Genomic DNA, 21,384 nt, shown 5'->3' with positions numbered 1-21,384 from the left:
GAGGCTAACGGAGATTATGCCAAGGCACATCAGACGAATTTTTTTCTACCAAATGAACCACATCAAGAGTCATGGCAAATAAGGCCATACGGACCAATAAACCATTATCCGTCTGACGAAAAATGGCCAGACTTGGATTACCATCAAGATCTATATCCAGCTCATTCGCCTCCTCTCTGGAGTCCCTAGGCAATGGATGCATAATGACAGTATTGGGCTCACAGTGGGCGGTATAAATTGCTTGATTTAACCTAAATTTACCTCGGTATAAATCAGCCTCATCCTTGCTAGTAAATCGCTCTTCTTGAATTCTAGTTGAATAAACAATATCTACGTGGGATATACTGGATTCAATTTTTTCTGACTCTATTACAGATAAACCCTTACTTCTCATATCTTCTACAATGTTTTTTGGCATAGCTAGGTCTTTAGGGGACACCAGTTGCACGGAAATATTGTTAAACAGCATCAACAATTTACTGAGAGAATGCACTGTCCTTCCATGCCTCAAATCACCAATCATAGCGATGCGAAGCCCATCAATCTTTCGTCCCAAGCCCTTCAATTCTTTTTCAATTGTATATAAATCAAGCAATGCCTGGCTAGGGTGCTCATTGCTGCCATCGCCACCGTTTATGACTGGAACCCGGCTACTCTTTGCAAAATCTGCAACTGAATCAGGTTCAGGGTGCCGCATACAGATAATATCGCTGAAGCCGGACAATACTCTTGCTGTATCGTGCAAGGATTCTCCTTTTGCTAAAGCAGAAGACTCAAATCCAACAGTTTCCCTTACATCGCCACCCAAAAGATTAAAGGCACTACCGAAACTGATACGAGTTCTGGTGCTTGCCTCAAAAAACATGTTGCCAAGAATTGCCCCTTCTAGAACACGGGTTCTTTTTTGCCTCTGAGCGTAAGGCTCCATATGATTTGCCACATGAAAAATAGTATCAATATCAGCTCTTTCGAATTGACTAACAGAGAGAATACTTGCGCCTTCAAATTTCACTTTTCCCTCACAACTAATGCCCATGTATACTTATTTTAGCGACTTTTCCGTATTCGAACCAGCATCTTTATTTGACGTGCAGTTCGCCCAGGATGTCTCGACCCCAATCTTTTAAAGACAGCAAAATATTGCAGTCTTGCTCTGAGAGCTTTTCTGCTGAAAGCAGTTCGTCTATCCTTGAGAAATAACTCTCCAAGGATAGCTGTCCCCCTACGATATCAGTTAATCTCTTGAGGCGCATATTTTTCCAAACAGTTTGCTCTTGCAAACTCAAAGAATCAGGATAATTTTTTGCCCTATAGAGGAATATTAATTCTTGGTAGCGTTTATCTCGAAAAAGTATGCTATTAGCTGTGAGTTCTTGGGGGGACGCCTCTCTCGCTATTGGCAGTAATTTTTTATCAGAATTATCAATGAATCCTTGATATAAAGACCTCTCAGGGTCATCGCTATTCTCAAACACACGCATAGCGTAAACTGCCTGCAATTTCGAGGCCAGATTATTTTTTAATAGCAGTTGGAGATTACTCTCACACTGCTCAAGCGATATTCCTAAGCGTTTCGCGACTAAGCTATCTATCAGTTTAGCTGTGGCTACCACAGGACATTTGTTGACCTCTATGGTTAAAACTGAAAGCTTTTCCTGGTCACTCTTTCGAAAAAATAAACGCTGATAGATCTCCTTTACTGAAAGCTCCAAAAGAGGCTCTAGATCGCCCATCAGATTAAAGCAGATAATAGAATTCTTGTTAGTGGGATGGAGTGCCAACGACAACATTAAAGTCGTATAATAGTTTTCCTTTGGAAGCTTTCCAGATACATGCAAGAATGGCTTGCGCTGACGAACATCAATCAGCTCCATCACCTTATCTTTAAATCGAAGCTGATATACATAATCATATAGTTTTGGTTGATTGGTCATCACTAGCTTAGCCACATTAATTGTAGCCAGTACATCAGACAAAGCATCGTGAGCAGACTCATGATCAATCCCGTTAGCCTGAGTCAAACTAGTCAGCTTAAAACAAGGGGAGCCGTCATTTTTAACTGGCCACTCAATTCCGTCTGGTCTCAACGCTCGAGATAGACGAAGTAGATTTAAAATATCCCACCTAGAATTCCCATTTTCCCATTCTCGGGAATAAGGGTCATAAAAATTACGATAAAGGGTGTATCGAGTAAACTCATCATCAAATCCAATGCTGTTGTATCCGACCCCACATGTATTGGGAAAAGATAGCTCTTGAAGCACCTTTTGAATAAATTCTTTTTCTGGGATTCCTTTTTCTAAAGCTATCTGTGGGGTAATCCCTGTGACTAGACAAGCTTCAGGTGACGGCAATCGATCAATCGGAGGGTAACAATAAATAGTTAATGGCTCACCAATTACTTCTAACCTTTCATTGGTTCTAATCCCAGCAAATTGTGATATGCCATCGCGACTTGGATCTAATCCAAATGTTTCATAATCATACCAGTAAAGACTATTGGCCATGAAAATTCCTAGTTGTTCGCATAGAAAACCAAAAAAAACAGCGCCTATCAATAAACATTATTGTCAATAGAAGCTGGATCGGAATAACTTATTCTCCAAGCTTCAACGCATGCTCTTCAATTTTTGTTTTCCAAATCTCTGGTCCAGTACGATGTACTGATTCACCATTTGTGTCTACAGCCACCGTAACAGGCATATCAACAATCTCAAATTCATAAATTGCCTCCATACCAAGATCTTCAAAAGCCACCACTTTGGCGCCAATAATAGCTTTCGACACCAAATAGGCGGCTCCACCAACAGCCATCAAGTAAATAGCTTTGTGATCCCTAATGGCATCAATTGCACTTGGGCCCCTTTCGGCCTTGCCGATCATTCCAATAAGACCAGTTTTTTCAAGCAAGGTACGCGTGAACTTATCCATTCGCGTTGCAGTTGTTGGTCCTGCTGGGCCAACAATCTCTTCCCTTACGGGGTCAACTGGACCCACGTAATAAATAAATCGTCCGGTCATATCAACAGGCAGTTTTTCGCCATCAGTAATCATTTCAACAATACGCTTATGGGCAGCATCTCTTCCAGTTAATATTTTTCCTGAGAGGAGTATGGTTTCACCTGGCATCCAATCCAATAAATCATTTTTGGTGACTTTACCTAAGTCAACTTTTCTAACACTATCACCTATCTCCCATGAAATTTTTGGCCAGTCTTCAATATTAGGTGGTGTTTGCTTTGCTGGGCCTGACCCATCAAGAGTGAAGTGAGTATGGCGCGAAGCGGCACAATTAGGAATCAGAGCAACAGCCTTGTTGGCTGCATGAGCAGGAAAGTCTTTGACCTTAACATCCAAAACAGTAGTCAATCCTCCTAATCCTTGAGCGCCGACTCCGAGATCATTAACCTTTTTAAATAACTCCAACCGAAGTTCTTCTGCACGAGATGACGGTCCTCTATCTTGGAGTTCTTGTATATTGATAGACTCCATTAGTGACTCTTTAGCCAAGAGCATTGCTTTTTCTGCTGTACCACCAATACCAATACCAAGCATTCCGGGAGGACACCAACCAGCACCCATTTTGGGAACTTCCTGCAATACCCAATCTACCACTGAGTCAGAGGGGTTCAGCATAGCAAATTTAGACTTTGCCTCAGATCCTCCTCCTTTTGCAGCCACATCAATAACTAATTTATTGCCGGGAACAATTTCATAGCTAATAACCGCAGGTGTGTTGTCGCCGGTATTTCTTCGCGCGCCGTCAGGATCAGCTAATATAGATGCTCGCAATAAATTATCTGGATGATTATACGCCTGCCTAACCCCCTCATTAATCATATCGGTAACACTCATACTACCTTGCCATTGAATATCCATACCCACCTTCATGAATACATTCACTATACCGGTATCCTGACAAAGCGGCCGATGTCCCATAGCGCACATACGAGAGTTAATTAGTATCTGAGCCATGGCGTCTTTAGCTGCCTGAGATTCTTCTCTTTCATAAGCGCGATGAATCGCTTGTATAAAGTCAAGTGGGTGGTAATAAGAAATAAACTGCAGTGCATCGGCAATGCTTTCTATAAGGTCGTCTTGACGGATCACAGTCACTTGAAACTCTCCCATAAAATTATTTTAGTACGAGCCCAAAATATCAACACCTTCTTTTAGGCTGATCAATCGGCTCATTAAGGCTTACCGCCTAGCCGCTCTTTTAGTTGCTGTATTTCACGATTAACGCTGAGTCGATGCGCGTCAATTGCTTTAACTGCTTTCTCGTTATCAGTTATACGAGCATTAAGGCCTGCTATAGATAGCCCTCGAATTTGGGCTACTAAGTCACTTATCTCTGACTTAGCAGCCAGAGAAGACACCACCATAGTGTTCACTGTCTTGGTAGATTTATCTAACTTATCAGTCATGCTAGTAAGCTCTTTTTTCTGACTTGCTGTCAAAGTTTTTAGCTTTTCTAAAGCGATACCTTGCAACTTGATCTTTTCTTGCTGCTGGCTAATATTTTTTCTATTTTTATCATAAGCAATAGCCCATAACTTTCTTATTTCAGACCAATGCTTCACTAAGGTAGATTCTTGCGCTCCAAGTCTTGTAACTAGCAGCTCCCCCGACTGATCAAGCGACTCATCTGTGGAAATAATTTTAGCTTCAAGCTCATTGAAGCGATCCTGTAAGCGCGCTAATTGCAGCTCCTGGGATATAAACAAATAGCCCACAATCAACGTAATAAAAAAAAGTATTTTATAGCCGTTAGAGCTTAATGATGCAAGGATGCTGCTTACTTTACTAGGCTCACTCCCCTTGGAAGAAGCTTGATTAGCATAAGCTTTTCCTCTGCCTATCCTTTCATCGCTTTCAGGCACAATGGAATCGATCCTATTAAAATCATCATTACTCATATTTTGGACACCCTCGCAAAAAGATTTAGCTGTTACAGGATCAGAATTTAGATTATACGCTATAGGCATAAAAACTGGCCATCAAGCAGATTTTTTTAATCTCTTAATTTTTGGCATATCGCTGCCATCACGCCTAAAAATAAAATTCTAGAAAAAAAAAGCCCTGAATTTCAGGGCTTTTTTTAACTTGAGAAGGCAAAATACTTTAACAAAAATAAAGTACACCAAATAACACAGCTGTTAGCGTCAAGCTACCATGTATAACGCCCTTCACTGAAGCCATTGGCCCCTGTTTGCCGATCAGGCCATTAATTTCCAGTGCTGCAATAATCACCAAACAGATCATTAAATCCAGTCCACCCACAGCAGTACCGTAACCACTTCCACCCCATTGAGCCCCATGAGGACTGGCCAGCATACCGAAGACCATAGGTGCAGAAAACAACACATTGGTCCTAGATGCTAAAAGAGCTTTAGCGCCGTTTTTGGCGGCATCGCCTTCTTTCATTCCAAGTGCTATTTGCTGCGCAGGCCAAATCACCAGCCAGACATTCAAGAACATCAGAGTTCCCATGGTAGAACCAATCACAATTGAATTATTAAACTGATGGTTATGCGAAAGTCCGCCGAGTAGCACTATCCCAGAAATAAAAGTAAACATGGCGCCCCAGCGGAACCACCAAAGTGCACTTGGTGCCAACTTAGATTTTGCATCAGCCAATGCCTCAGGCGTTGCCTGTTTAAAGTAACCGCCTTGAACAAAATTAAAATAATAGAGCATCCCGATCCATGTGATGCCAAACAACAGATGACCCCATCGAACGAGAAAGTTAAAAAATTCCATATCTATATCCTTAGTATCAAATTGACAGCTAGTATTTTATATACCTAAAACTATAGCCTGTTCTGAAGACCCCTTCAATAAAGTACTCGATATTAGTACACAAACTCCAAACAAAAAGCCCCGAAATTCGAGGCTTTGAGTTCATTCTTGTGGGGTGAGCCTACATCATACCGCCCATACCACCCATACCGCCCATACCGCCCATACCACCCATATCCGGCATTCCACCTCCAGCAGCAGCAGCATCATCTGCCGGGGAATCAGCAACCATGGCCTCTGTGGTTAACATCAAGCCTGCTATAGATGCCGCAGCCTGAAGTGCGCTACGAGTTACTTTTGCGGGATCTAAAATTCCCATAGCGATCATATCGCCATATTCACCTAGCGCTGCGTTATAGCCGAAATTACCTTTGCCGGCTTTGACTTTATCTACAACTACCGAAGCCTCTCCTCCAGCATTTGTAACGATCTGACGAAGAGGGGACTCCATAGCACGCTGAGCTAACCTGATCCCTACATTCTGATCCTCATTATCCCCAGTCAGTCCTTCGATGCCCTGAAGAGCCCGAATCAAAGCAACACCGCCTCCAGGCACAACGCCCTCCTCAACAGCTGCGCGAGTAGCATGCAGAGCATCATCCACTCTAGCTTTCTTTTCTTTCATTTCTACTTCTGTAGCTGCACCCACTTTGATGACAGCAACACCGCCAGCCAGTTTAGCAACCCGCTCTTGTAGTTTTTCGCGATCGTAATCAGAAGAGGTGTCTTCAATTTGTGTGCGAATTTGCTTTACTCGAGCAACAATACCTTTTTTGTCACCAGCACCATCCACAACAGTTGTGTTTTCTTTAGTCATACTGATACGTTTGGCGGTACCTAGGTGCTCCAACGTTACAGCCTCAAGCTCCATTCCTACTTCTTCAGAGATCACAGTACCCCCCGTAAGAACGGCTATATCTTCAAGCATAGCTTTGCGACGGTCGCCAAAACCAGGGGCCTTGCATGCTGCAACTTTTACTATGCCGCGTAAATTATTTACAACCAGTGTCGCCAGAGCTTCGCCTTCAACATCTTCAGCAATGATCATGAGCGGACGGCCAGCTTTTGCTACACTTTCAAGCAAAGGAAGCAAATCGCGAATGTTGGAAATTTTCTTATCATAAAGCAAGATGTATGGGCTCTCATGCTCAACACCCATGGTTTCTTGATTGTTGATGAAGTATGGAGAAAGGTAACCCCGATCAAATTGCATTCCTTCAACGATATCTAGCTCATTCTCAAGACCAGTACCATCTTCAACTGTAATCACACCTTCCTTTCCAACCTTTTCCATTGCCTTAGCAATGATGTCGCCGACATGCGTATCGCTGTTGGCCGATATAGTTCCTACCTGAGCAATAGCTTTTGTATCTGCGCAAGGTTTAGCCATAGTAGCAATTTGCTCAGCAGCTGCAGTAACCGCTTTATCAATTCCACGCTTCAAATCCATTGGGTTCATCCCCGCAGCTACTGATTTTAAGCCTTCATTTACAATAGACTGTGCCAGCACAGTGGCTGTTGTAGTTCCATCGCCAGCATCATCAGAAGCCTTAGATGCAACTTCTTTAACCATCTGAGCGCCCATATTCTCAAACTTATCCTTAAGATTAATTTCTTTTGCTACGGAAACTCCATCTTTAGTAACTACAGGGGCGCCGTATGATTTTTCTAAAACTACATTTCGCCCCTTTGGCCCTAGTGTTACCTTTACAGCATCCGCGAGTATATTAACGCCCCTCAGCATCGGGTTGCGCGCACTATCTCCAAATTTGACTTCTTTGTCCGACATAATATTTTCCTTTCTTAAAAATTCATTGAAACTTTTACTCTACCTAATACAAAGTAGAATAAGTTACATTAACTGTTAGCTAACCATAACTGCTTTGATGTCATTTTCACCAAGAATAACCAGTTCTTCTCCGTCGATCTCAATAGTATCACTACCGGCATACTTACCAAAAACAACTATATCTCCGAGCTTTACGTCTACTGGGCGCACCTCACCACTGTCTAAGACTTTGCCAGATCCTACAGCAATCACAGTGCCTTGATTTGGCTTTTCCTTAGCAGAACCAGGCAACAAAATACCGCCTGCAGTTTTTTCTTCTTCTTCCTTTCGACGAACAACAACGCGGTCGTGTAGGGGGCGAATTTTCATTAGCATTCTCCAACTGTTATGTAAGGCCTCATGAAATATCTAAACTATATTCAACGAGACCAATTTATAAAAAATCTATTAAAACTGGTTTGCACTGAAGCAACTTTATATATGGTGTCACGATCTAATCATTTCAAGGGGCAGTATAAAAATTTTTATTTATCTTCGCCCTCTCTCCAATATTCAGCATCTATGGCTTTTCCCTTATTATGAATCATATCATTGCCTGGCTGCTCTCGGGTAAAGCTTTGGCCATAACTCCTAACAAAAAATTTTGACACTAACCCTGATAAAAAATACATTCTAAGTCTTGGCACTAAACCGGCAAATCCTAGAAGATCAGTGGCAAACCCTGGGACCACCAACAAAGCACCGCTAAGCGCAATAATAACAGCTTCGATCATCTCTTGGGCAGGCAGGCCTCCGGCATTCATTTTTTTGCGGGCGCGGGAAAAAGCTTCTATACCTTGTTGTCTCAGCAAAGAAACCCCTATTCCAGCTGTTAGCAACACAAGACCAATGGTGGGCAAGGAGCCAATTTCATTACCAACTTTGATTAGCAGCGAGATTTCTGCAATAGGCGCAACAACAACAAAGATTAGGTACTTCAAAGTACTAGTTCCTTATGGAAATTTTAAGTTGCATGACCCGCTTTTTTCCACAGCATCCAAGACAAGACTATTGCAGGTATGCCCATTAGTGCAGCATAGGTAAAAAATACCTGGTAGCTAGTAGCATCGACTATGATACCAGAAAAACCACTAAAGAATTTACCCGGCAAAGTCATCAATGAGGTAAAAAGCGCATACTGCGTGGCGGTGAAGGCGCGATTAGTCAGGCTGGATAAATAAGCAATGAAAACAGCTCCTGCAAATCCACCGCTAATATTATCGGCACTTATTGCCATCACTAGTCCATTAATGTCATGCCCCATATTTGCCAAATTTACAAACAATAAATTAGTAACTGCCGTTAATCCAGCCGCCAGCAGCAAAGGTCTATGAGCACCATAACGGACAACACACAGGCCGCCCAAAAATGCTCCTAGCAGCGTCATAAAAAAACCAAATATTTTGCTAATACTAGCAATTTCAGTCTTGGTAAAACCCATATCTAGATAAAACGGGTTAGCCATAATGCCCATCGCAATGTCACTAAGACGGAACACGGCAATAAACGTCAAAATTATTAATGCATAAGAGCCATTCCTTTTAAAAAACTCGATAAACGGAGCCATGAAAGCAACCTGAAACCAATGAATCAAACGATCCCATTTTCCTGTCTTTTCTGACTTTATTGACTTAGGCTTATCTTTATCATCTCGAGCAGGTTCAGGGATAACAAGAACAGTGCCAATGCCAACAAACATCAAAGCAGCCATAAAAAAATATGCAGTGTTCCAGCTATATATATCTGCTATATAGAACGCTCCCGCTCCTGCAACAAGCATCGCTGAGCGATAGCCAAACTGATAACCTGCAGCCAGTGCTCCCTGTATCTCGTCTGCTGCTGATTCAATACGAAAAGCATCGATAGCGACATCTTGAGTCGATGATGAAAAAGCAACTATCACTGCGCATATTGCGAAATTTGACAAGGAAGCCTTTGGGTCGACCAATACCATGGCAACCAACCCAAGCATAATCCCCAGCTGCCCCATCAAAATCCAACTTCGTCGTTGGCCGAATTTCTCAGTTAGCCAAGGGATCCGTATGCGATCAACAACTGGTGCCCAAAAAACTTTGATAGAGTAGGTTATTCCCACCCACCCAAAAAATCCAATACTGCTCCTACTGACATCCAGATCCTGAAGCCAAGCGGTTAGTGTGCTAAATACAAGCAAAAGGGGTAGCCCGGCAGAGAAACCCAAGAACAACATCCTAACTACTTCTGGTCGACTATAAACTCGAAGCGCCTCACCCCAACTTCTAGTACCTTGTTGGAATTTCATTTAATATTTCCTTCGCGGTCAGCACGTTATACTGTCAAAAATTTCAATTAAAAAGATTTATACCCTAACAGATAACACTAATGATGCTATACACTTAATTACTATATGACAGCCATCCTTGAAGTCTTCAATTTAACAAAATCTTTTCGCTCTTTAAGGGCAGTTGATGACGTGTCTTTCGCAATACCCAAAGGGTCATGCTGCGGGCTGCTCGGCCCTAATGGCGCAGGAAAAACTACAACCATTGAGATCATTGAAAATATCAAACAAGCTACCTCTGGAAAGATTTTATATAAAGGAAAATTGCGTGATAGTCAGTTCTCGTCAGAGACAGGTATTCAATTTCAAACAACGGCGCTAATGGATTACCTTAAAACTCGAGAGGTTCTTAAGCTTTTTTCAAAACTGTATCGTCATACACAGTCTATCGATGATCTGATTGAAATATGCCAACTTGAAGAATTCCTAGAAACTTACGCTACAAAACTTTCTGGGGGTCAACGGCAACGGTTACTTTTGGCGATTGCTTTGGTGAACGATCCGGAAATACTATTTTTGGACGAACCTACAACTGGTCTAGATCCTCAAGCAAGACGGAATTTCTGGACACTGATTCGAAATATCAAAAAGCGTGGGAAAACTGTACTTTTAACTACACATTATATGGAAGAAGCTGAGTTACTGTGCGATCAACTTGTCATAATGGATCAAGGGAAAGTTATAGCTGATGGCTCCCCAAGTGCTCTTCTGAAAAAAAACTTTAACCATAGTTATGTTTGCCTTGATCGGGAAGATTTTAATAACGCACACGACTCCAGTCACATCAATTGCATCTCGAGCCCTATAGAGATACGCGAAGACTGCATCGCAATTCCTACCAATGACGTAGAGAAAACTTTATCGGAACTAATATCCAAAAATATCACCCTGCAATCACTACAAGTAAGGAAGCCCTCTCTTGATGACTTATTTTTAAAGCTAACTGGGCACCATTTAAGGGAGTAATCTGAAATAATGAAGCAAATTTTTGCATTATGGATGGCTAGAAACAGGGAATATTATCGAGACAAGGGCTCCCTATTTTGGTCTTTTATAGCAACCCCTCTCATAGTAATTATACTGGCCCTAGCTTTTTCGTCTGAGAGCCAAAAAATATTTCACGCTGGGGTGCTTAGTATCGCACCAACTGCAGTCGATGCCTCTAAGCTAATACCAACAATATCATCTGGTATTTTTTCAAATGAACCCACCATTGAGGTCATAGCATATACAGATTTTGAAAATGCTATCAGCAAAGTACGACTCCATGAGCTGGACATATTCGTCGACCCAGGCGAGGCGAGGCGCTACTGGGTAAACCCTGAATCGGAAAAAGGGTTATTGTTAGAAAAACTGATGCTTGCAGATAAATCACAGTCAGCTAATCTTCAAATTCTTTGGCAGCGCCAAGAGATCAAGGGCCAAAAAATACGCTATATAGACTGGGTAATTCCGGGTATTTTGGCAATGAACATCATGTTTAGCGGGTTATGGGGGATTGGCTATGTCATTGTCCGTTATCGTAAAAATGGAGTCCTTAAGAGGCTACAGGCTACTCCTCTAAGTGCATGGAAATTCTTAGTCTCGCAAGCATTATCTAGGCTGTTCATCATGCTTGCAGTAACCACGATTGTATTTATTTCTTGCGATTTATTCATTGATTTCATGATGATAGGTAGCTACTTGCTGCTGCTCATCATAGCTATAACTGGTAATCTGGCAATTATAAGTATGTCGCTACTTATGGCTGCTCGAACGTCTAGTGAGGACTTAGCAAATGGTATGCTTAACCTTATCAGCTTTCCCATGTTACTTCTTTCAGAATTATGGTTTTCTCTTGACGGTGCCCCTCAATGGCTTCAAGAATTCTCGCAAATTCTCCCACTGACACATTTAGTGAAAGCATCCAGAAGCGTTATGCTAGAAGGTGCAAATTTTTATGACATCGCCCCACAGTTGGGCATCTTGGGTTTGATGACCGTCATATTTATAACACTTGCAGGGGTGTTGTTTCGTTGGGATCAAGACTAGAAATACTAAGCTGATTTTCACACAAAACTTAAACATTAAGAGCTGAAAGATAGCGTTTCCAGTTAAAGGAAGGGCCTGGATCGGTTTTACGTTCAGGTGCTATATCAGAATGTCCGACGATACGGTTCCGTGTCACCAAAGGGTAGCATGTCATCACATCTCTGGTGACGCTAACAAGAGTTTGGTATTGCTTATCAGTATAGGGAGTGTTGTCAGCGCCGATCAGTTCGATTCCAATGGAAAAGTCATTGCAATTCTCATCACCTTCAAAAAATGACTTGCCGGCATGCCATGCGCTGTCATTTAATCCTACAAATTGTATCAATTCGCCCTTACGACCAATCAGTAGGTGCGGGGAAACATGCAGATTAGAGATTTTCTTAAAATACGGATCTATGCTCACGTCTAAGCTATTTAAAAAAAAATCACAGACATAATTGCTATCAAACTGGTCTGGCGGCAAACTAATATTGTGAATAACCAAAAGAGAGACTTTTGCTCCATTTGGGCGATCACTGCAATTTGGCGATGGTTCAGATCGGGCTCCAGTATGCCAGCCATTAGAATTGATCATTAGTGGTTGTCCAGAAATTAATTGATCTTGAGATTTTAAAATTCACTATCTACATACTAAGTAGCTAACAATAAAAGACTTTCTTAAAAAAACATACATGCAATTTTGCATTAAATAAAAACAATATAAAACATGCTCCGTCATATTGCTAATATGGGCCCTATGGGGTCTTTAACACAGCAGTTGTGCTGATATAATATCTATAAAAATGGATGAAATATTTTTGATATGCTGAACAACAAAAAACTCACGGAAGACATTAAAATTAGTGTTGCTAGATCCTTAATCGAAGATATTGGTGACGGCGATATTACGGCTCAGCTAATTCCAAGTAGCACCATGTCTAACGCCTTTGTTGTTACTAGAGATCCAGCTGTTCTTTGTGGCCAAGCATGGTTCAACGAAGTATTCCGCCAACTAGATCCTCATATAAAAATAGAATGGCTTGCTGAGGATGGAGAATCGCTAGAACCAGAACAAATTGTATGCAGGCTCAAAGGCTCTGCTCGCAGTATACTAACAGGAGAAAGGGCGGCTCTTAATTTCCTTCAAACCTTATCAGGCACAGCTACCACTGCTCGAGAGTATGCCAAATTAACATCAGAAATTGATGTAACAATTCTTGATACTCGCAAAACAATACCTGGCTTGAGGCTAGCACAAAAATACGCTGTGGTGGTTGGTGGTTGCCAAAATCATCGTATGGGGCTGTATGACGCCTTTTTGATCAAAGAAAATCATATAACTGCCTGTGGCGGAATAAAATCTGCCGTTCTAAAAGCTAGAGAGATTTCTCCGGAAAGGTCAATAGAGGTAGAAGTAGAAACGATTTTGGAGCTTCAAGAAGCCTTAACGGCAAACGTAGACATGGTAATGTTAGATAATTTTGATCCTAATATGATCAAGCAAGCAATTACCATGAATGCAGGAAAAATCAAGTTAGAAGTCTCGGGAAATATAGACACAATCAATATTACCCAAAAAGCTATACCTGGCATAGACTATCTTTCATCTGGGGGTTTAACTAAAAACTGTCAAGCCATAGATTTTTCTATGAGGTTAATATAATGAGTTTTTTTGTTGGGCTCACAGGGGGCATTGGTAGCGGTAAAAGTACTGCAGGAAACTACTTCAAACAGCTGGGTATAGACGTAGTCAACGCAGATATTGTGGCGCGAAATATAGCAAAGAAAGACTCTATATTCCATATCAAAATCGCCGACTATTTTGGTAAAAAAAGTCTACTTTTGGACGGGAACTTGGACCGAGCATTTATACGTAAAGAAATATTTGAGACTCCAGAAAAAAAAGTATGGTTGGAGACTCTTTTGCATCGCCCCATTCGGAAAGAGATCATTGATCTTCTCACACTATCTGCTAGCTCATACACAGTGCTCGAGTCACCGCTATTAGTGGAGACAGGTCAACACAAACTAATGGATAGAATCCTAGTCATAGATGTGCCAGAAAGCCTGCAAGTTCAACGCACCTCAAAGCGTGATGGCGGCGAAAAAAACACTGTGCAGTCAATTATTAGCTCTCAAATGCAACGCTCAGAAAGACTAGAATTTGCTAATGACATTGTTGACAATACTAGCGATATTAAGGCGCTCAAAATAAAAATAGATGGACTCCATGAGCTTTATTTGACCTTGGCAACACAAAAAAATGTTCAATAAAAAGATACTAAAGAAGGAAAAATGGCAGCATGAAAGAATTAAGCGGCAATAAAAAAATTACCTGCATCGACTGCCCTACATGCAAAATTAAAGTTACTTGGAACGAAGAGTCGTCCTATAGGCCTTTTTGCTCAACGCGTTGTAAACAAATCGATCTTGGTGAATGGGCTTCGGAAGGTTTTAGTATTCCAGGGAATCCTGCTATACAGGGGCTTGAAGAGCCAGGTATAACTGATAGGGATGACACAACCCATCACTAGCAGGGTAAAAATGTCTGGAGTTTATCTACAATCAGCCTATTTGCCTCAGGAAACTGGTACTGATTCAATTGATCAATAGAAACCCAGGCAATAGTTTGTCCTTCATTTCCTCTAGCGTTGCCAGTAAATTTTTCCACCATCCATACATCTAAAATAATAGAACGCTCTGGGTATTCATGCTCAAGCTTAATAAAAGGTCTCATTTCAAGAACAGAAATAGCCAGCTCCTCCTTTAGTTCTCGGAACAACCCCTCAGTCGGTGTTTCGTCTCTTTCTATCTTGCCGCCAGGAAACTCCCAAAAACCTCCCTGAGGTTTATTATCAGGCCTTTTGGTAATAAGTATTTTTTTATTTTTGGCCCAAATAACTGCTGCAACCACGTAAATTTTAAGCACTAGCTACGATATTCTGCATTGATCTTAATATAATCATAAGATAAATCAGTCGTATAGATTTCTTCCGCTGCATGACCGCGATTCAGAATAATATTTATAGAAAAAAAATCTTTAGACATAACTTCTTGACCAAGAGATTCTAGGTAACTCTGAGCTCTTCCACCCTTTTCAGCTATAAGAATGTTATCTAAATAAACCTCTATGCCATCAACATTCAGATCAGAAAGACCAGAGTATCCTATTGCTGCAAGAATTCTCCCCCAATTAGGATCTGAAGCAAACAAAGCGGTTTTTACCAACGGGGATTCAGCTACAGCATATGCCACCTTCAGACACTCAGGCTCATCCTTACCTGCAGATACCTTTATTGTCACAAATTTAGTAGCGCCCTCTCCATCCTGAACAACTTGTTGAGCCAAAGCAATAAACAATTCTTTCAGGCAAGCCAAAAACTTATCCATGTCCTTGGCGGACAATTCTGATACATCAACACCAGAAGCCCCAGTTGCTACTAAAATGGCGCAATCATTTGTCGACATGTCGCCATCGACAGTAATCCGGTTAAATGAGTGCTCGGTCATACTAGCAAGTATATTTTTTAGTAACTCTTGTTCTATCACTGCATCGGTAGCCACGTAAGCCAACATAGTAGCCATATTGGGCCTTATCATTCCTGAGCCTTTTGTGATCCCTGTGATTGTAATTTTTTTTCCAGAAAAGTCTAACTGGACACTTGCACCTTTAGGGCGGGTGTCTGTTGTAAGGATGGACCTTGCGGCTTCGTCCCAACTGGTTGCAGAAAGTGATGCGTATGCTAAAGGCAACGCTGAAATAATTTTTTGTACTGGCAAATATTCTCCTATAACACCCGTAGAGAAAGGCAACACAGCTCTCTCATCAACTCTAGTTATTGCTGCAAGAGCCTGGCATATAGACTCAGCATCCTTTCTTCCTTGATCCCCAGTTCCTGCGTTTGCATTACCAGTATTTATAACCAGATAACGACATTGGGTCGAATAAATATTCTCTTTTGAGATTTGCACTGGTGCTGCGCAAAACGCATTTGTTGTGAACACCCCCGCAATAGAGCTTCCATCTATCATTTCCATCACAATCAAGTCTTTTTTACCTGAAGTCTTGACGCCAGCGCTTGCTATACCTAGCCTAAAGCCTGGCACAGGATGCATTTCAGGAAAATAATCTTTGCCTACCGCCATGATTTCCTCGCTATATTTTTCTAGGCAACATAACTGAGTTAAGCTAATCCAAATAGCATAAAAAATGTGTATAATTAATTCATTGGTTCAATTTACCATGACATTGTTTAAATTTCTTTCCGCTACCACAAGGGCAAGTATCGTTTCTTCCTACTTTTTCAGCTGATCGAACAAACGGCTTACCCTGAGAAAACTTTTTAGTAGCTCCGCTTGATGTTTTGGATTCGCCAATTGCTGAGACCCTATCATGGTTCATTTCGAGTTTTTGTCGTTGCTGAGCCTCTATTTTAGAACGCTCTATTTGTTCGATATCCTCACGATCACGAACTTCAGCCTTACTTAAGAAATGAATGGTCTCTACCTTGATGTTTTCTAGCATTTGTTGAAATAATTCAAACGATTCACGCTTGTATTCTTGTCGAGGATTCTTTTGCGCATATGCGCGCAAATTTATCCCTTGCCGCAAATGGTCCATACGAGAAAGATGCTCTTTCCATAGGGTATCTAATACCTGCAACATTACCTGTCTTTCAATGACACGAATATTTGCGCCAATTGCAGAGGCTTTTTCCTCGTAGACATCTTTAGCTTTTTGCTGAATTCTTAATCGAACTCCTTCTTCATTCAAAAGTTCATCATTATCCAGCCACTTTTGCAATTCTACCTGCAGCTTAAATTCTGATGCGAAATGATTTTCTAGGCCAGCAACATCCCACTGTTCTGCCAAACTTTGTGGAAGGATGTAATAACTTATTGATATGTCAATAACATCAGACATTATACTAGCAATAACTTCGCTAATGTCCTCTTCCACCAACAACTCATCCCTCTGTTGGTAAATTACCTGCCGCTGATCGTTAGCAACGTCATCAAATTCAAGCAAATTTTTACGCATATCGTAATTTCTGCCTTCAACTTTCTTTTGAGCTTTTTCGATAGCACTTGTCACCATCCGATGTTCGATCGATTCCCCTTTTTCCATTCCCAGAGATCGCATCATATTTTTAACTCCATCCGATGCGAACAAGCGCATCAATGGGTCCTCCAGCGACAAATAAAATCGCGATACACCGGGATCACCTTGCCTACCAGCTCTACCTCGCAGCTGGTTATCAATACGTCGAGATTCATGCCGCTCAGTACAAAGTATATGGAGCCCGCCAGCGGCAATAACTACATCATGGCGGACTTTCCATTCATTCTTGATTAGCTGTATTTGAGCCTGAGTAGGATTTTTTAGCTCTGCAACAATTGCTTCCCAGCTCCCTCCAAGAACTATGTCTGTTCCTCTACCAGCCATGTTAGTTGCGATTGTGACTGTTCCAGGCTGCCCTGCTTGAGCGATAATTTGCGCTTCTTTTTCATGGTGTTTTGCATTCAGCACCTGATGGGGAATTTTTACCTTCTCTAATCTTGATGCCATTTCTTCTGAGCTTTCGATGGTAGCTGTTCCAACTAATACTGGGGAATTTTTCTCAATACATGACCTGATGTCTGCAACAACAGCATCATATTTCTCATCTGGTGTAAGGTAAATTAAGTCATTAAGATCTACTCTAGCTACTGGTAAATTTGTTGGTATCACCACAACAGGGAGTCCATATATTTGGTGGAACTCATAGGCTTCAGTATCGGCTGTCCCTGTCATGCCTGATAATTTGTCATAGAGACGGAAATAATTTTGAAAAGTCGTCGATGCCATTGTTTGGCTTTCGCTCTGAATAACAACATCTTCTTTGGCCTCTATGGCTTGATGAAGACCCTCTGATAATCGACGCCCAAGCATTGTTCTTCCTGTATGCTCATCAATCAACACAACCTGCTTATCTTGTACAATATATTCAACATCCTTGCTGAACAAGTGGTGCGCCTTGAGTGCTGACTGGACATGATGAAGCAGTGACAGATTGATTGCGTTATATAGGCTGTCTCCCTCTTGAAGTAAGCCTTCACTTTCAAGCAAGGACTCTATTTTACAGTGCCCATTTTCTGTTAGTTCTATTTGCCTTATTTTCTCATCAATAATAAAATCACCCTGATTTTCCTCAGAATGAAGAACAAGAGTCGAAATTAATTTATTAATTTTTTGGTATAAAGCAGAACTATCCTCAGCAGTTCCTGAGATAATAAGTGGTGTTCTGGCCTCATCAATAAGGATTGAATCCACTTCATCAATAACAGCAAAATTTAGGCCTCTCTGTAACTTATCCTCGAGACGTAAGACCATATTATCGCGAAGATAATCAAAACCAAATTCGTTATTTGTGCCAAAAGTAACATCCGCTTGATATGCTTTTATTTTTTCCTCTGGAGACAAGCCAGAGGAAATAACTCCGACACCCATACCTAAAAATTGATATATAGGTGCCATCCATTCAGCATCGCGATTAGCTAGATAGTCATTCACAGTAACAATATGCACACCTCTTCCAGATAAAGCATTAAGGTATGTTGGCAAAGTTGCCATTAGCGTTTTACCTTCACCTGTTCGCATTTCTGAAATTCGACCTTCATGAAGAACCACACCTCCTATCATTTGGACATCAAAATGACGCAAGCCTAAAGTACGCTTAGCTGCTTCTCGCACAACAGCAAACGCCTCGGGTAGCAGCTGGTCCAGGGATAACCCTTTCTCATAATTTTTCTGAAATTCTTTAGTCTTAAGTCTTAAGTCTTCATCTGGTAAAGCAGAAAATTTTTCCTCAAAACTATTAATACGATCTACAACCTTTCGTATTCTTTTGATTTCTCTATCATTTTTACTACCAAAAAGTTTTGCCAAAAATTTCATTATCATTCCAGGATATATAAGACTAGACGTTTAATTGCACAAGAATAAAAGTAGGGCATGCGGCTCAGATAAGCTATCGAATAGTTCGGTGAATGCTGCTCTCGATTTGCTGTAGTTATTTTTTAAAAAAATAGCATCCATGGCAGCTGCCAAATCATTATATAGGAAAATTTTATGCCGTCAGCAAAGGCTTCGTGTAGGAAATTGGTGCTTCATCGTCATCACCCTCAAAGGTCACTATTTCCCAAGCATCTTTCCGGGCAATCAATTCTCTAAGCAACGAATTATTGAGTCCATGGCCAGACTTATAGCCAATATACTCACCAATTAAGCTATTTCCTAGCAAATACAAATCACCGATAGCATCCAAAATTTTATGCTTAACAAATTCGTCCTCATAGCGTAAGCCGTCTTCATTTAACACCTGAAATTCGTCTACGACAATAGCATTATCCATACTGCCACCACGTGCTAGACCCTGAGATCTCAGATATTCTATTTCATGCATAAAACCGAAAGTGCGGGCACGACTAATCTCTTTTACAAAAGAGGTGGTAGAAAAATCAACTGATGCCTGCAATGTTCGATTATTAAAAGCCGGATGATCGAAATCAATAGAAAATTCTACCTTGAAACCGTTAAACGGCTTGAAGGAAGCAGTTTTATCTCCATCTGAAACACTTATTGGTTTCTTTATTCGTATAAATCGTTTTGGCTTATTTTGCTCTTTTATCCCTGCTGACTGAAGTAAAAAAACAAAAGGACTTGCACTACCATCCATAATAGGAACTTCTGGAGCCGTAACATCAATGATAGCGTTATCAATCCCAAGACCAGCCAGAGCTGCCAACAAATGCTCGACTGTTGAAACACGAACTTCTCCCTTCGTAAGAGTCGTAGAAAGCATCGTATCACCAACATTTTCAGCTGATGCCTGTATTTCCACCATAGGGCTTAAATCAGAACGTCGAAATACAATCCCGGTATCCTCCGGAGCCGGGCGGAGAGTCAGAAAAACTTTCTCGCCGGTATGCAAACCAATTCCAGTGGCGCGGATCATATTATTCAATGTTCGCTGCTTAATCATCTTTTACTATTATCCGGGATACTTTCTCTATGGTAGGTCTGTTGACTTTGATGGCAGAAACCCAATTATTTAGTTAGATGCATACAAAAATATTGATCGGCGCAAATCATAATTCAAACTAAAAATCGTCAAGCTCAATTGACGTACGAAATCAACGATCTTTTTAAAGTGTCACCCTAGAATAATACACTACCTTAATCTGCCTGACAGCGTAAAAATGCTGGAATATCGAGATAATCATCCGAATCAGATCCTGATTTCACATTCAGCCCATCCTCCGATAAGCTACCTTCTTTTCGAAGTACGGCTGGTCGTTCGAATTCAGTGTAATCTGTATCTCCATTTTTTGTCACCTTTACACTCTCGATTGGTTTTGTGTTATCCGCCATTTTGATAGAGGACTTTTGGCTATCAGACATAGTTAAGCCTGTAGCGACAACTGTGACTCTAATTGCTTCTCCTAATGATGGGTCAATCACGGTACCCACCACAGTCGTAGCGCTGTCAGCTGCAAAATTATGTACAGTCTCTAAAACATCATTAAACTCACCCAATGAAAGATCTGGTCCAGCTGTTATGTTAACCAAGATGCCTCTCGCGCCCTGTAAATTAATGTCTTCCAGCAGAGGGCTACGAATAGCTTTTTCAGCAGCTTCACGCGCCCTATCTTCCCCTATTGCCTCACCTGTTCCCATCATAGCTTGACCCATCTCAGACATCACTGTTCGCACATCAGCGAAATCTACGTTAATCATGCCAGGTCGTATTATCAAATCAGCAATCCCCTGAACAGCACCCAGCAAGACATCATTTGCTGCGCTAAATGCCGCAAGCACGCTAGTGGAGCGACCCAGCACCTGCAGCAGTTTCTCATTTGGCACAGTGATAAGAGAATCTACCTTATCTTTAAGTTCTTTTAGGCCTTCTTCTGCCACTGACATTCTCATTTTTCCTTCCCAGATAAAAGGGCGTGTAACAACCGCAACTGTAAGGATCCCTAACTCTCTAGCCACGTCTGCAACGATAGGTGCAGCTCCAGTTCCAGTCCCCCCACCCATTCCAGCGGTAATAAAAACCATGTCAGCACCACGCAAAACATCGGAAATTCTCTCACGATCCTCCATTGCGGCCTGACGACCTACATCTGGATTGGCTCCCGCACCCAATCCCTTTGTGAGTCCACTTCCTATCTGTAAAATTGTGGCGTCAATATCCTTAAGCGCCTGAGCATCAGTATTGGCACATATAAATTCAACTCCAGTAACACCGCTTACGATCATATGTCTTAAGGCATTGCCTCCTCCTCCTCCAACACCTACTACCCTGATTTCTGCACTATCTGGTGTATTATCCACGATCTGAAACATAACGATTACCCCTCGTTTAGCTTTAATTAAAAA

General features: G+C 41.4%; 20 protein-coding genes. 5 read left to right on the top strand and 15 right to left on the bottom strand.

Translation table 11 applies throughout. The annotated features are described in order from the left end of the window. Positions 1-4: 4 nt before the first annotated feature. The 9 genes from ABXT41_RS00965 to ABXT41_RS00925 form a co-directional block, all read right to left on the bottom strand. Positions 5-1,012 carry an aspartate carbamoyltransferase gene (locus tag ABXT41_RS00965; RefSeq protein WP_415390973.1) on the bottom strand — a complete coding sequence of 336 codons (1,008 nt, stop codon included), beginning with the start codon at positions 1,010-1,012 and terminating at the stop codon, positions 5-7. A gap of 67 nt (positions 1,013-1,079) precedes the next feature. After that, positions 1,080-2,507, bottom strand: coding sequence for an exodeoxyribonuclease I (gene sbcB, locus ABXT41_RS00960; protein ID WP_415390972.1), 1,428 nt, complete (start codon positions 2,505-2,507; stop codon positions 1,080-1,082). An 88-nt stretch (positions 2,508-2,595) separates the two neighbouring features. Continuing rightward, a complete protein-coding gene (locus tag ABXT41_RS00955; RefSeq protein ID WP_415390971.1) occupies positions 2,596-4,116 on the bottom strand; it encodes a fumarate hydratase in 1,521 nt (506 codons plus the stop codon). A gap of 77 nt (positions 4,117-4,193) precedes the next feature. Continuing rightward, on the bottom strand, positions 4,194-4,988 hold the full coding sequence (locus ABXT41_RS00950; protein ID WP_415390970.1) for a hypothetical protein: 795 nt from the start codon (positions 4,986-4,988) through the stop codon (positions 4,194-4,196). A 136-nt stretch (positions 4,989-5,124) separates the two neighbouring features. Continuing rightward, positions 5,125-5,763: a urate hydroxylase PuuD gene (locus tag ABXT41_RS00945; RefSeq protein WP_415390969.1), complete on the bottom strand. Its 639-nt coding sequence runs from the start codon at positions 5,761-5,763 to the stop codon at positions 5,125-5,127. 160 nt (positions 5,764-5,923) lie between these two features. Next, positions 5,924-7,591, bottom strand: a complete 1,668-nt coding sequence (groL, locus tag ABXT41_RS00940; protein WP_415390968.1) for a chaperonin GroEL — start codon at positions 7,589-7,591, stop codon at positions 5,924-5,926. A 75-nt stretch (positions 7,592-7,666) separates the two neighbouring features. After that, positions 7,667-7,960 carry a co-chaperone GroES gene (locus tag ABXT41_RS00935; RefSeq protein WP_415390967.1) on the bottom strand — a complete coding sequence of 98 codons (294 nt, stop codon included), beginning with the start codon at positions 7,958-7,960 and terminating at the stop codon, positions 7,667-7,669. A gap of 155 nt (positions 7,961-8,115) precedes the next feature. Next, positions 8,116-8,571, bottom strand: a complete 456-nt coding sequence (locus ABXT41_RS00930; protein ID WP_415390966.1) for an FxsA family protein — start codon at positions 8,569-8,571, stop codon at positions 8,116-8,118. 23 nt (positions 8,572-8,594) lie between these two features. After that, a complete protein-coding gene (locus ABXT41_RS00925; RefSeq protein ID WP_415390965.1) occupies positions 8,595-9,911 on the bottom strand; it encodes an AmpG family muropeptide MFS transporter in 1,317 nt (438 codons plus the stop codon). A 171-nt stretch (positions 9,912-10,082) separates the two neighbouring features. On the opposite strand from ABXT41_RS00925, the gene ABXT41_RS00920 reads away from it, so the two are divergent. Both ABXT41_RS00920 and ABXT41_RS00915 read left to right on the top strand, forming a co-directional pair. Continuing rightward, positions 10,083-10,916: an ABC transporter ATP-binding protein gene (locus tag ABXT41_RS00920; RefSeq protein WP_415390964.1), complete on the top strand. Its 834-nt coding sequence runs from the start codon at positions 10,083-10,085 to the stop codon at positions 10,914-10,916. A 9-nt stretch (positions 10,917-10,925) separates the two neighbouring features. After that, positions 10,926-11,981, top strand: coding sequence for an ABC transporter permease (locus tag ABXT41_RS00915; RefSeq protein ID WP_415390963.1), 1,056 nt, complete (start codon positions 10,926-10,928; stop codon positions 11,979-11,981). Between the two features lie 28 nt (positions 11,982-12,009). On the opposite strand, the gene ampD is transcribed toward ABXT41_RS00915, so the two are convergent. After that, on the bottom strand, positions 12,010-12,555 hold the full coding sequence (ampD, locus tag ABXT41_RS00910) for a 1,6-anhydro-N-acetylmuramyl-L-alanine amidase AmpD (protein ID WP_415390962.1): 546 nt from the start codon (positions 12,553-12,555) through the stop codon (positions 12,010-12,012). Positions 12,556-12,783: 228 nt separating this feature from the next. Between ampD and nadC the strand changes: the two genes are divergently transcribed. The 3 genes from nadC to ABXT41_RS00895 are packed head-to-tail and all read left to right on the top strand — an operon-like array spanning position 12,784 to position 14,494. Continuing rightward, on the top strand, positions 12,784-13,623 hold the full coding sequence (nadC, locus tag ABXT41_RS00905; protein ID WP_415390961.1) for a carboxylating nicotinate-nucleotide diphosphorylase: 840 nt from the start codon (positions 12,784-12,786) through the stop codon (positions 13,621-13,623). After that, positions 13,623-14,234 (top strand): dephospho-CoA kinase, encoded by a 612-nt coding sequence (coaE, locus tag ABXT41_RS00900; protein WP_415390960.1) that lies wholly within the window; start codon positions 13,623-13,625, stop codon positions 14,232-14,234. Before nadC ends, coaE begins: the two co-directional genes overlap by 1 nt. Before the next feature lie 29 nt (positions 14,235-14,263). Next, entirely contained in the window at positions 14,264-14,494 is a 231-nt protein-coding gene (locus tag ABXT41_RS00895; RefSeq protein WP_415390959.1) for a DNA gyrase inhibitor YacG, read from the top strand. Here ABXT41_RS00895 and mutT read toward each other — a convergent pair. The 5 genes from mutT to ftsZ form a co-directional block, all read right to left on the bottom strand. Next, entirely contained in the window at positions 14,491-14,889 is a 399-nt protein-coding gene (gene mutT, locus ABXT41_RS00890; RefSeq protein WP_415390958.1) for an 8-oxo-dGTP diphosphatase MutT, read from the bottom strand. The genes ABXT41_RS00895 and mutT overlap by 4 nt on opposite strands. Then, positions 14,889-16,106, bottom strand: a complete 1,218-nt coding sequence (gene argJ, locus ABXT41_RS00885; protein ID WP_415390957.1) for a bifunctional glutamate N-acetyltransferase/amino-acid acetyltransferase ArgJ — start codon at positions 16,104-16,106, stop codon at positions 14,889-14,891. The genes mutT and argJ overlap by 1 nt, the downstream gene beginning before the upstream one ends. A gap of 79 nt (positions 16,107-16,185) precedes the next feature. Further along, complete coding sequence (gene secA / locus ABXT41_RS00880; protein ID WP_415390956.1) at positions 16,186-18,903, bottom strand: preprotein translocase subunit SecA; 2,718 nt, start codon at positions 18,901-18,903, stop codon at positions 16,186-16,188. 166 nt (positions 18,904-19,069) lie between these two features. Next, complete coding sequence (gene lpxC / locus ABXT41_RS00875) at positions 19,070-19,984, bottom strand: UDP-3-O-acyl-N-acetylglucosamine deacetylase (protein WP_415390955.1); 915 nt, start codon at positions 19,982-19,984, stop codon at positions 19,070-19,072. Between the two features lie 194 nt (positions 19,985-20,178). Further along, the gene (gene ftsZ / locus ABXT41_RS00870; RefSeq protein WP_415390954.1) at positions 20,179-21,351 is read right to left on the bottom strand and encodes a cell division protein FtsZ; all 1,173 of its coding nucleotides are present in this window, start codon (positions 21,349-21,351) and stop codon (positions 20,179-20,181) included. Positions 21,352-21,384 lie beyond the last annotated feature (33 nt).

Origin of the sequence: Porticoccus sp. Uisw_050_02, from assembly GCF_047729555.1 — a bacterium.
GTDB lineage: Bacteria > Pseudomonadota > Gammaproteobacteria > Pseudomonadales > Porticoccaceae > Porticoccus.
Note: the sequence above shows the minus strand (reverse complement) of the source record. Positions and strands in the feature narration are given on the sequence as shown.

Excerpts from the sequence above, each read along its gene's own strand:
- sbcB (WP_415390972.1), bottom strand. The coding sequence starts at position 2,507 with ATGGCCAATAGTCTTTACTGGTATGATTATGAAACATTTGGATTAGAT.
- ABXT41_RS00950 (WP_415390970.1), bottom strand. The coding sequence starts at position 4,988 with ATGCCTATAGCGTATAATCTAAATTCTGATCCTGTAACAGCTAAATCT.
- ABXT41_RS00945 (WP_415390969.1), bottom strand. The coding sequence starts at position 5,763 with ATGGAATTTTTTAACTTTCTCGTTCGATGGGGTCATCTGTTGTTTGGC.
- groL (WP_415390968.1), bottom strand. The coding sequence starts at position 7,591 with ATGTCGGACAAAGAAGTCAAATTTGGAGATAGTGCGCGCAACCCGATG.
- ABXT41_RS00935 (WP_415390967.1), bottom strand. The coding sequence starts at position 7,960 with ATGAAAATTCGCCCCCTACACGACCGCGTTGTTGTTCGTCGAAAGGAA.
- ABXT41_RS00925 (WP_415390965.1), bottom strand. The coding sequence starts at position 9,911 with ATGAAATTCCAACAAGGTACTAGAAGTTGGGGTGAGGCGCTTCGAGTT.
- ABXT41_RS00915 (WP_415390963.1), top strand. The coding sequence starts at position 10,926 with ATGAAGCAAATTTTTGCATTATGGATGGCTAGAAACAGGGAATATTAT.
- ampD (WP_415390962.1), bottom strand. The coding sequence starts at position 12,555 with ATGATCAATTCTAATGGCTGGCATACTGGAGCCCGATCTGAACCATCG.
- nadC (WP_415390961.1), top strand. The coding sequence starts at position 12,784 with ATGCTGAACAACAAAAAACTCACGGAAGACATTAAAATTAGTGTTGCT.
- coaE (WP_415390960.1), top strand. The coding sequence starts at position 13,623 with ATGAGTTTTTTTGTTGGGCTCACAGGGGGCATTGGTAGCGGTAAAAGT.
- ABXT41_RS00895 (WP_415390959.1), top strand. The coding sequence starts at position 14,264 with ATGAAAGAATTAAGCGGCAATAAAAAAATTACCTGCATCGACTGCCCT.
- argJ (WP_415390957.1), bottom strand. The coding sequence starts at position 16,106 with ATGGCGGTAGGCAAAGATTATTTTCCTGAAATGCATCCTGTGCCAGGC.
- secA (WP_415390956.1), bottom strand. The coding sequence starts at position 18,903 with ATGATAATGAAATTTTTGGCAAAACTTTTTGGTAGTAAAAATGATAGA.
- lpxC (WP_415390955.1), bottom strand. The coding sequence starts at position 19,984 with ATGATTAAGCAGCGAACATTGAATAATATGATCCGCGCCACTGGAATT.
- ftsZ (WP_415390954.1), bottom strand. The coding sequence starts at position 21,351 with ATGTTTCAGATCGTGGATAATACACCAGATAGTGCAGAAATCAGGGTA.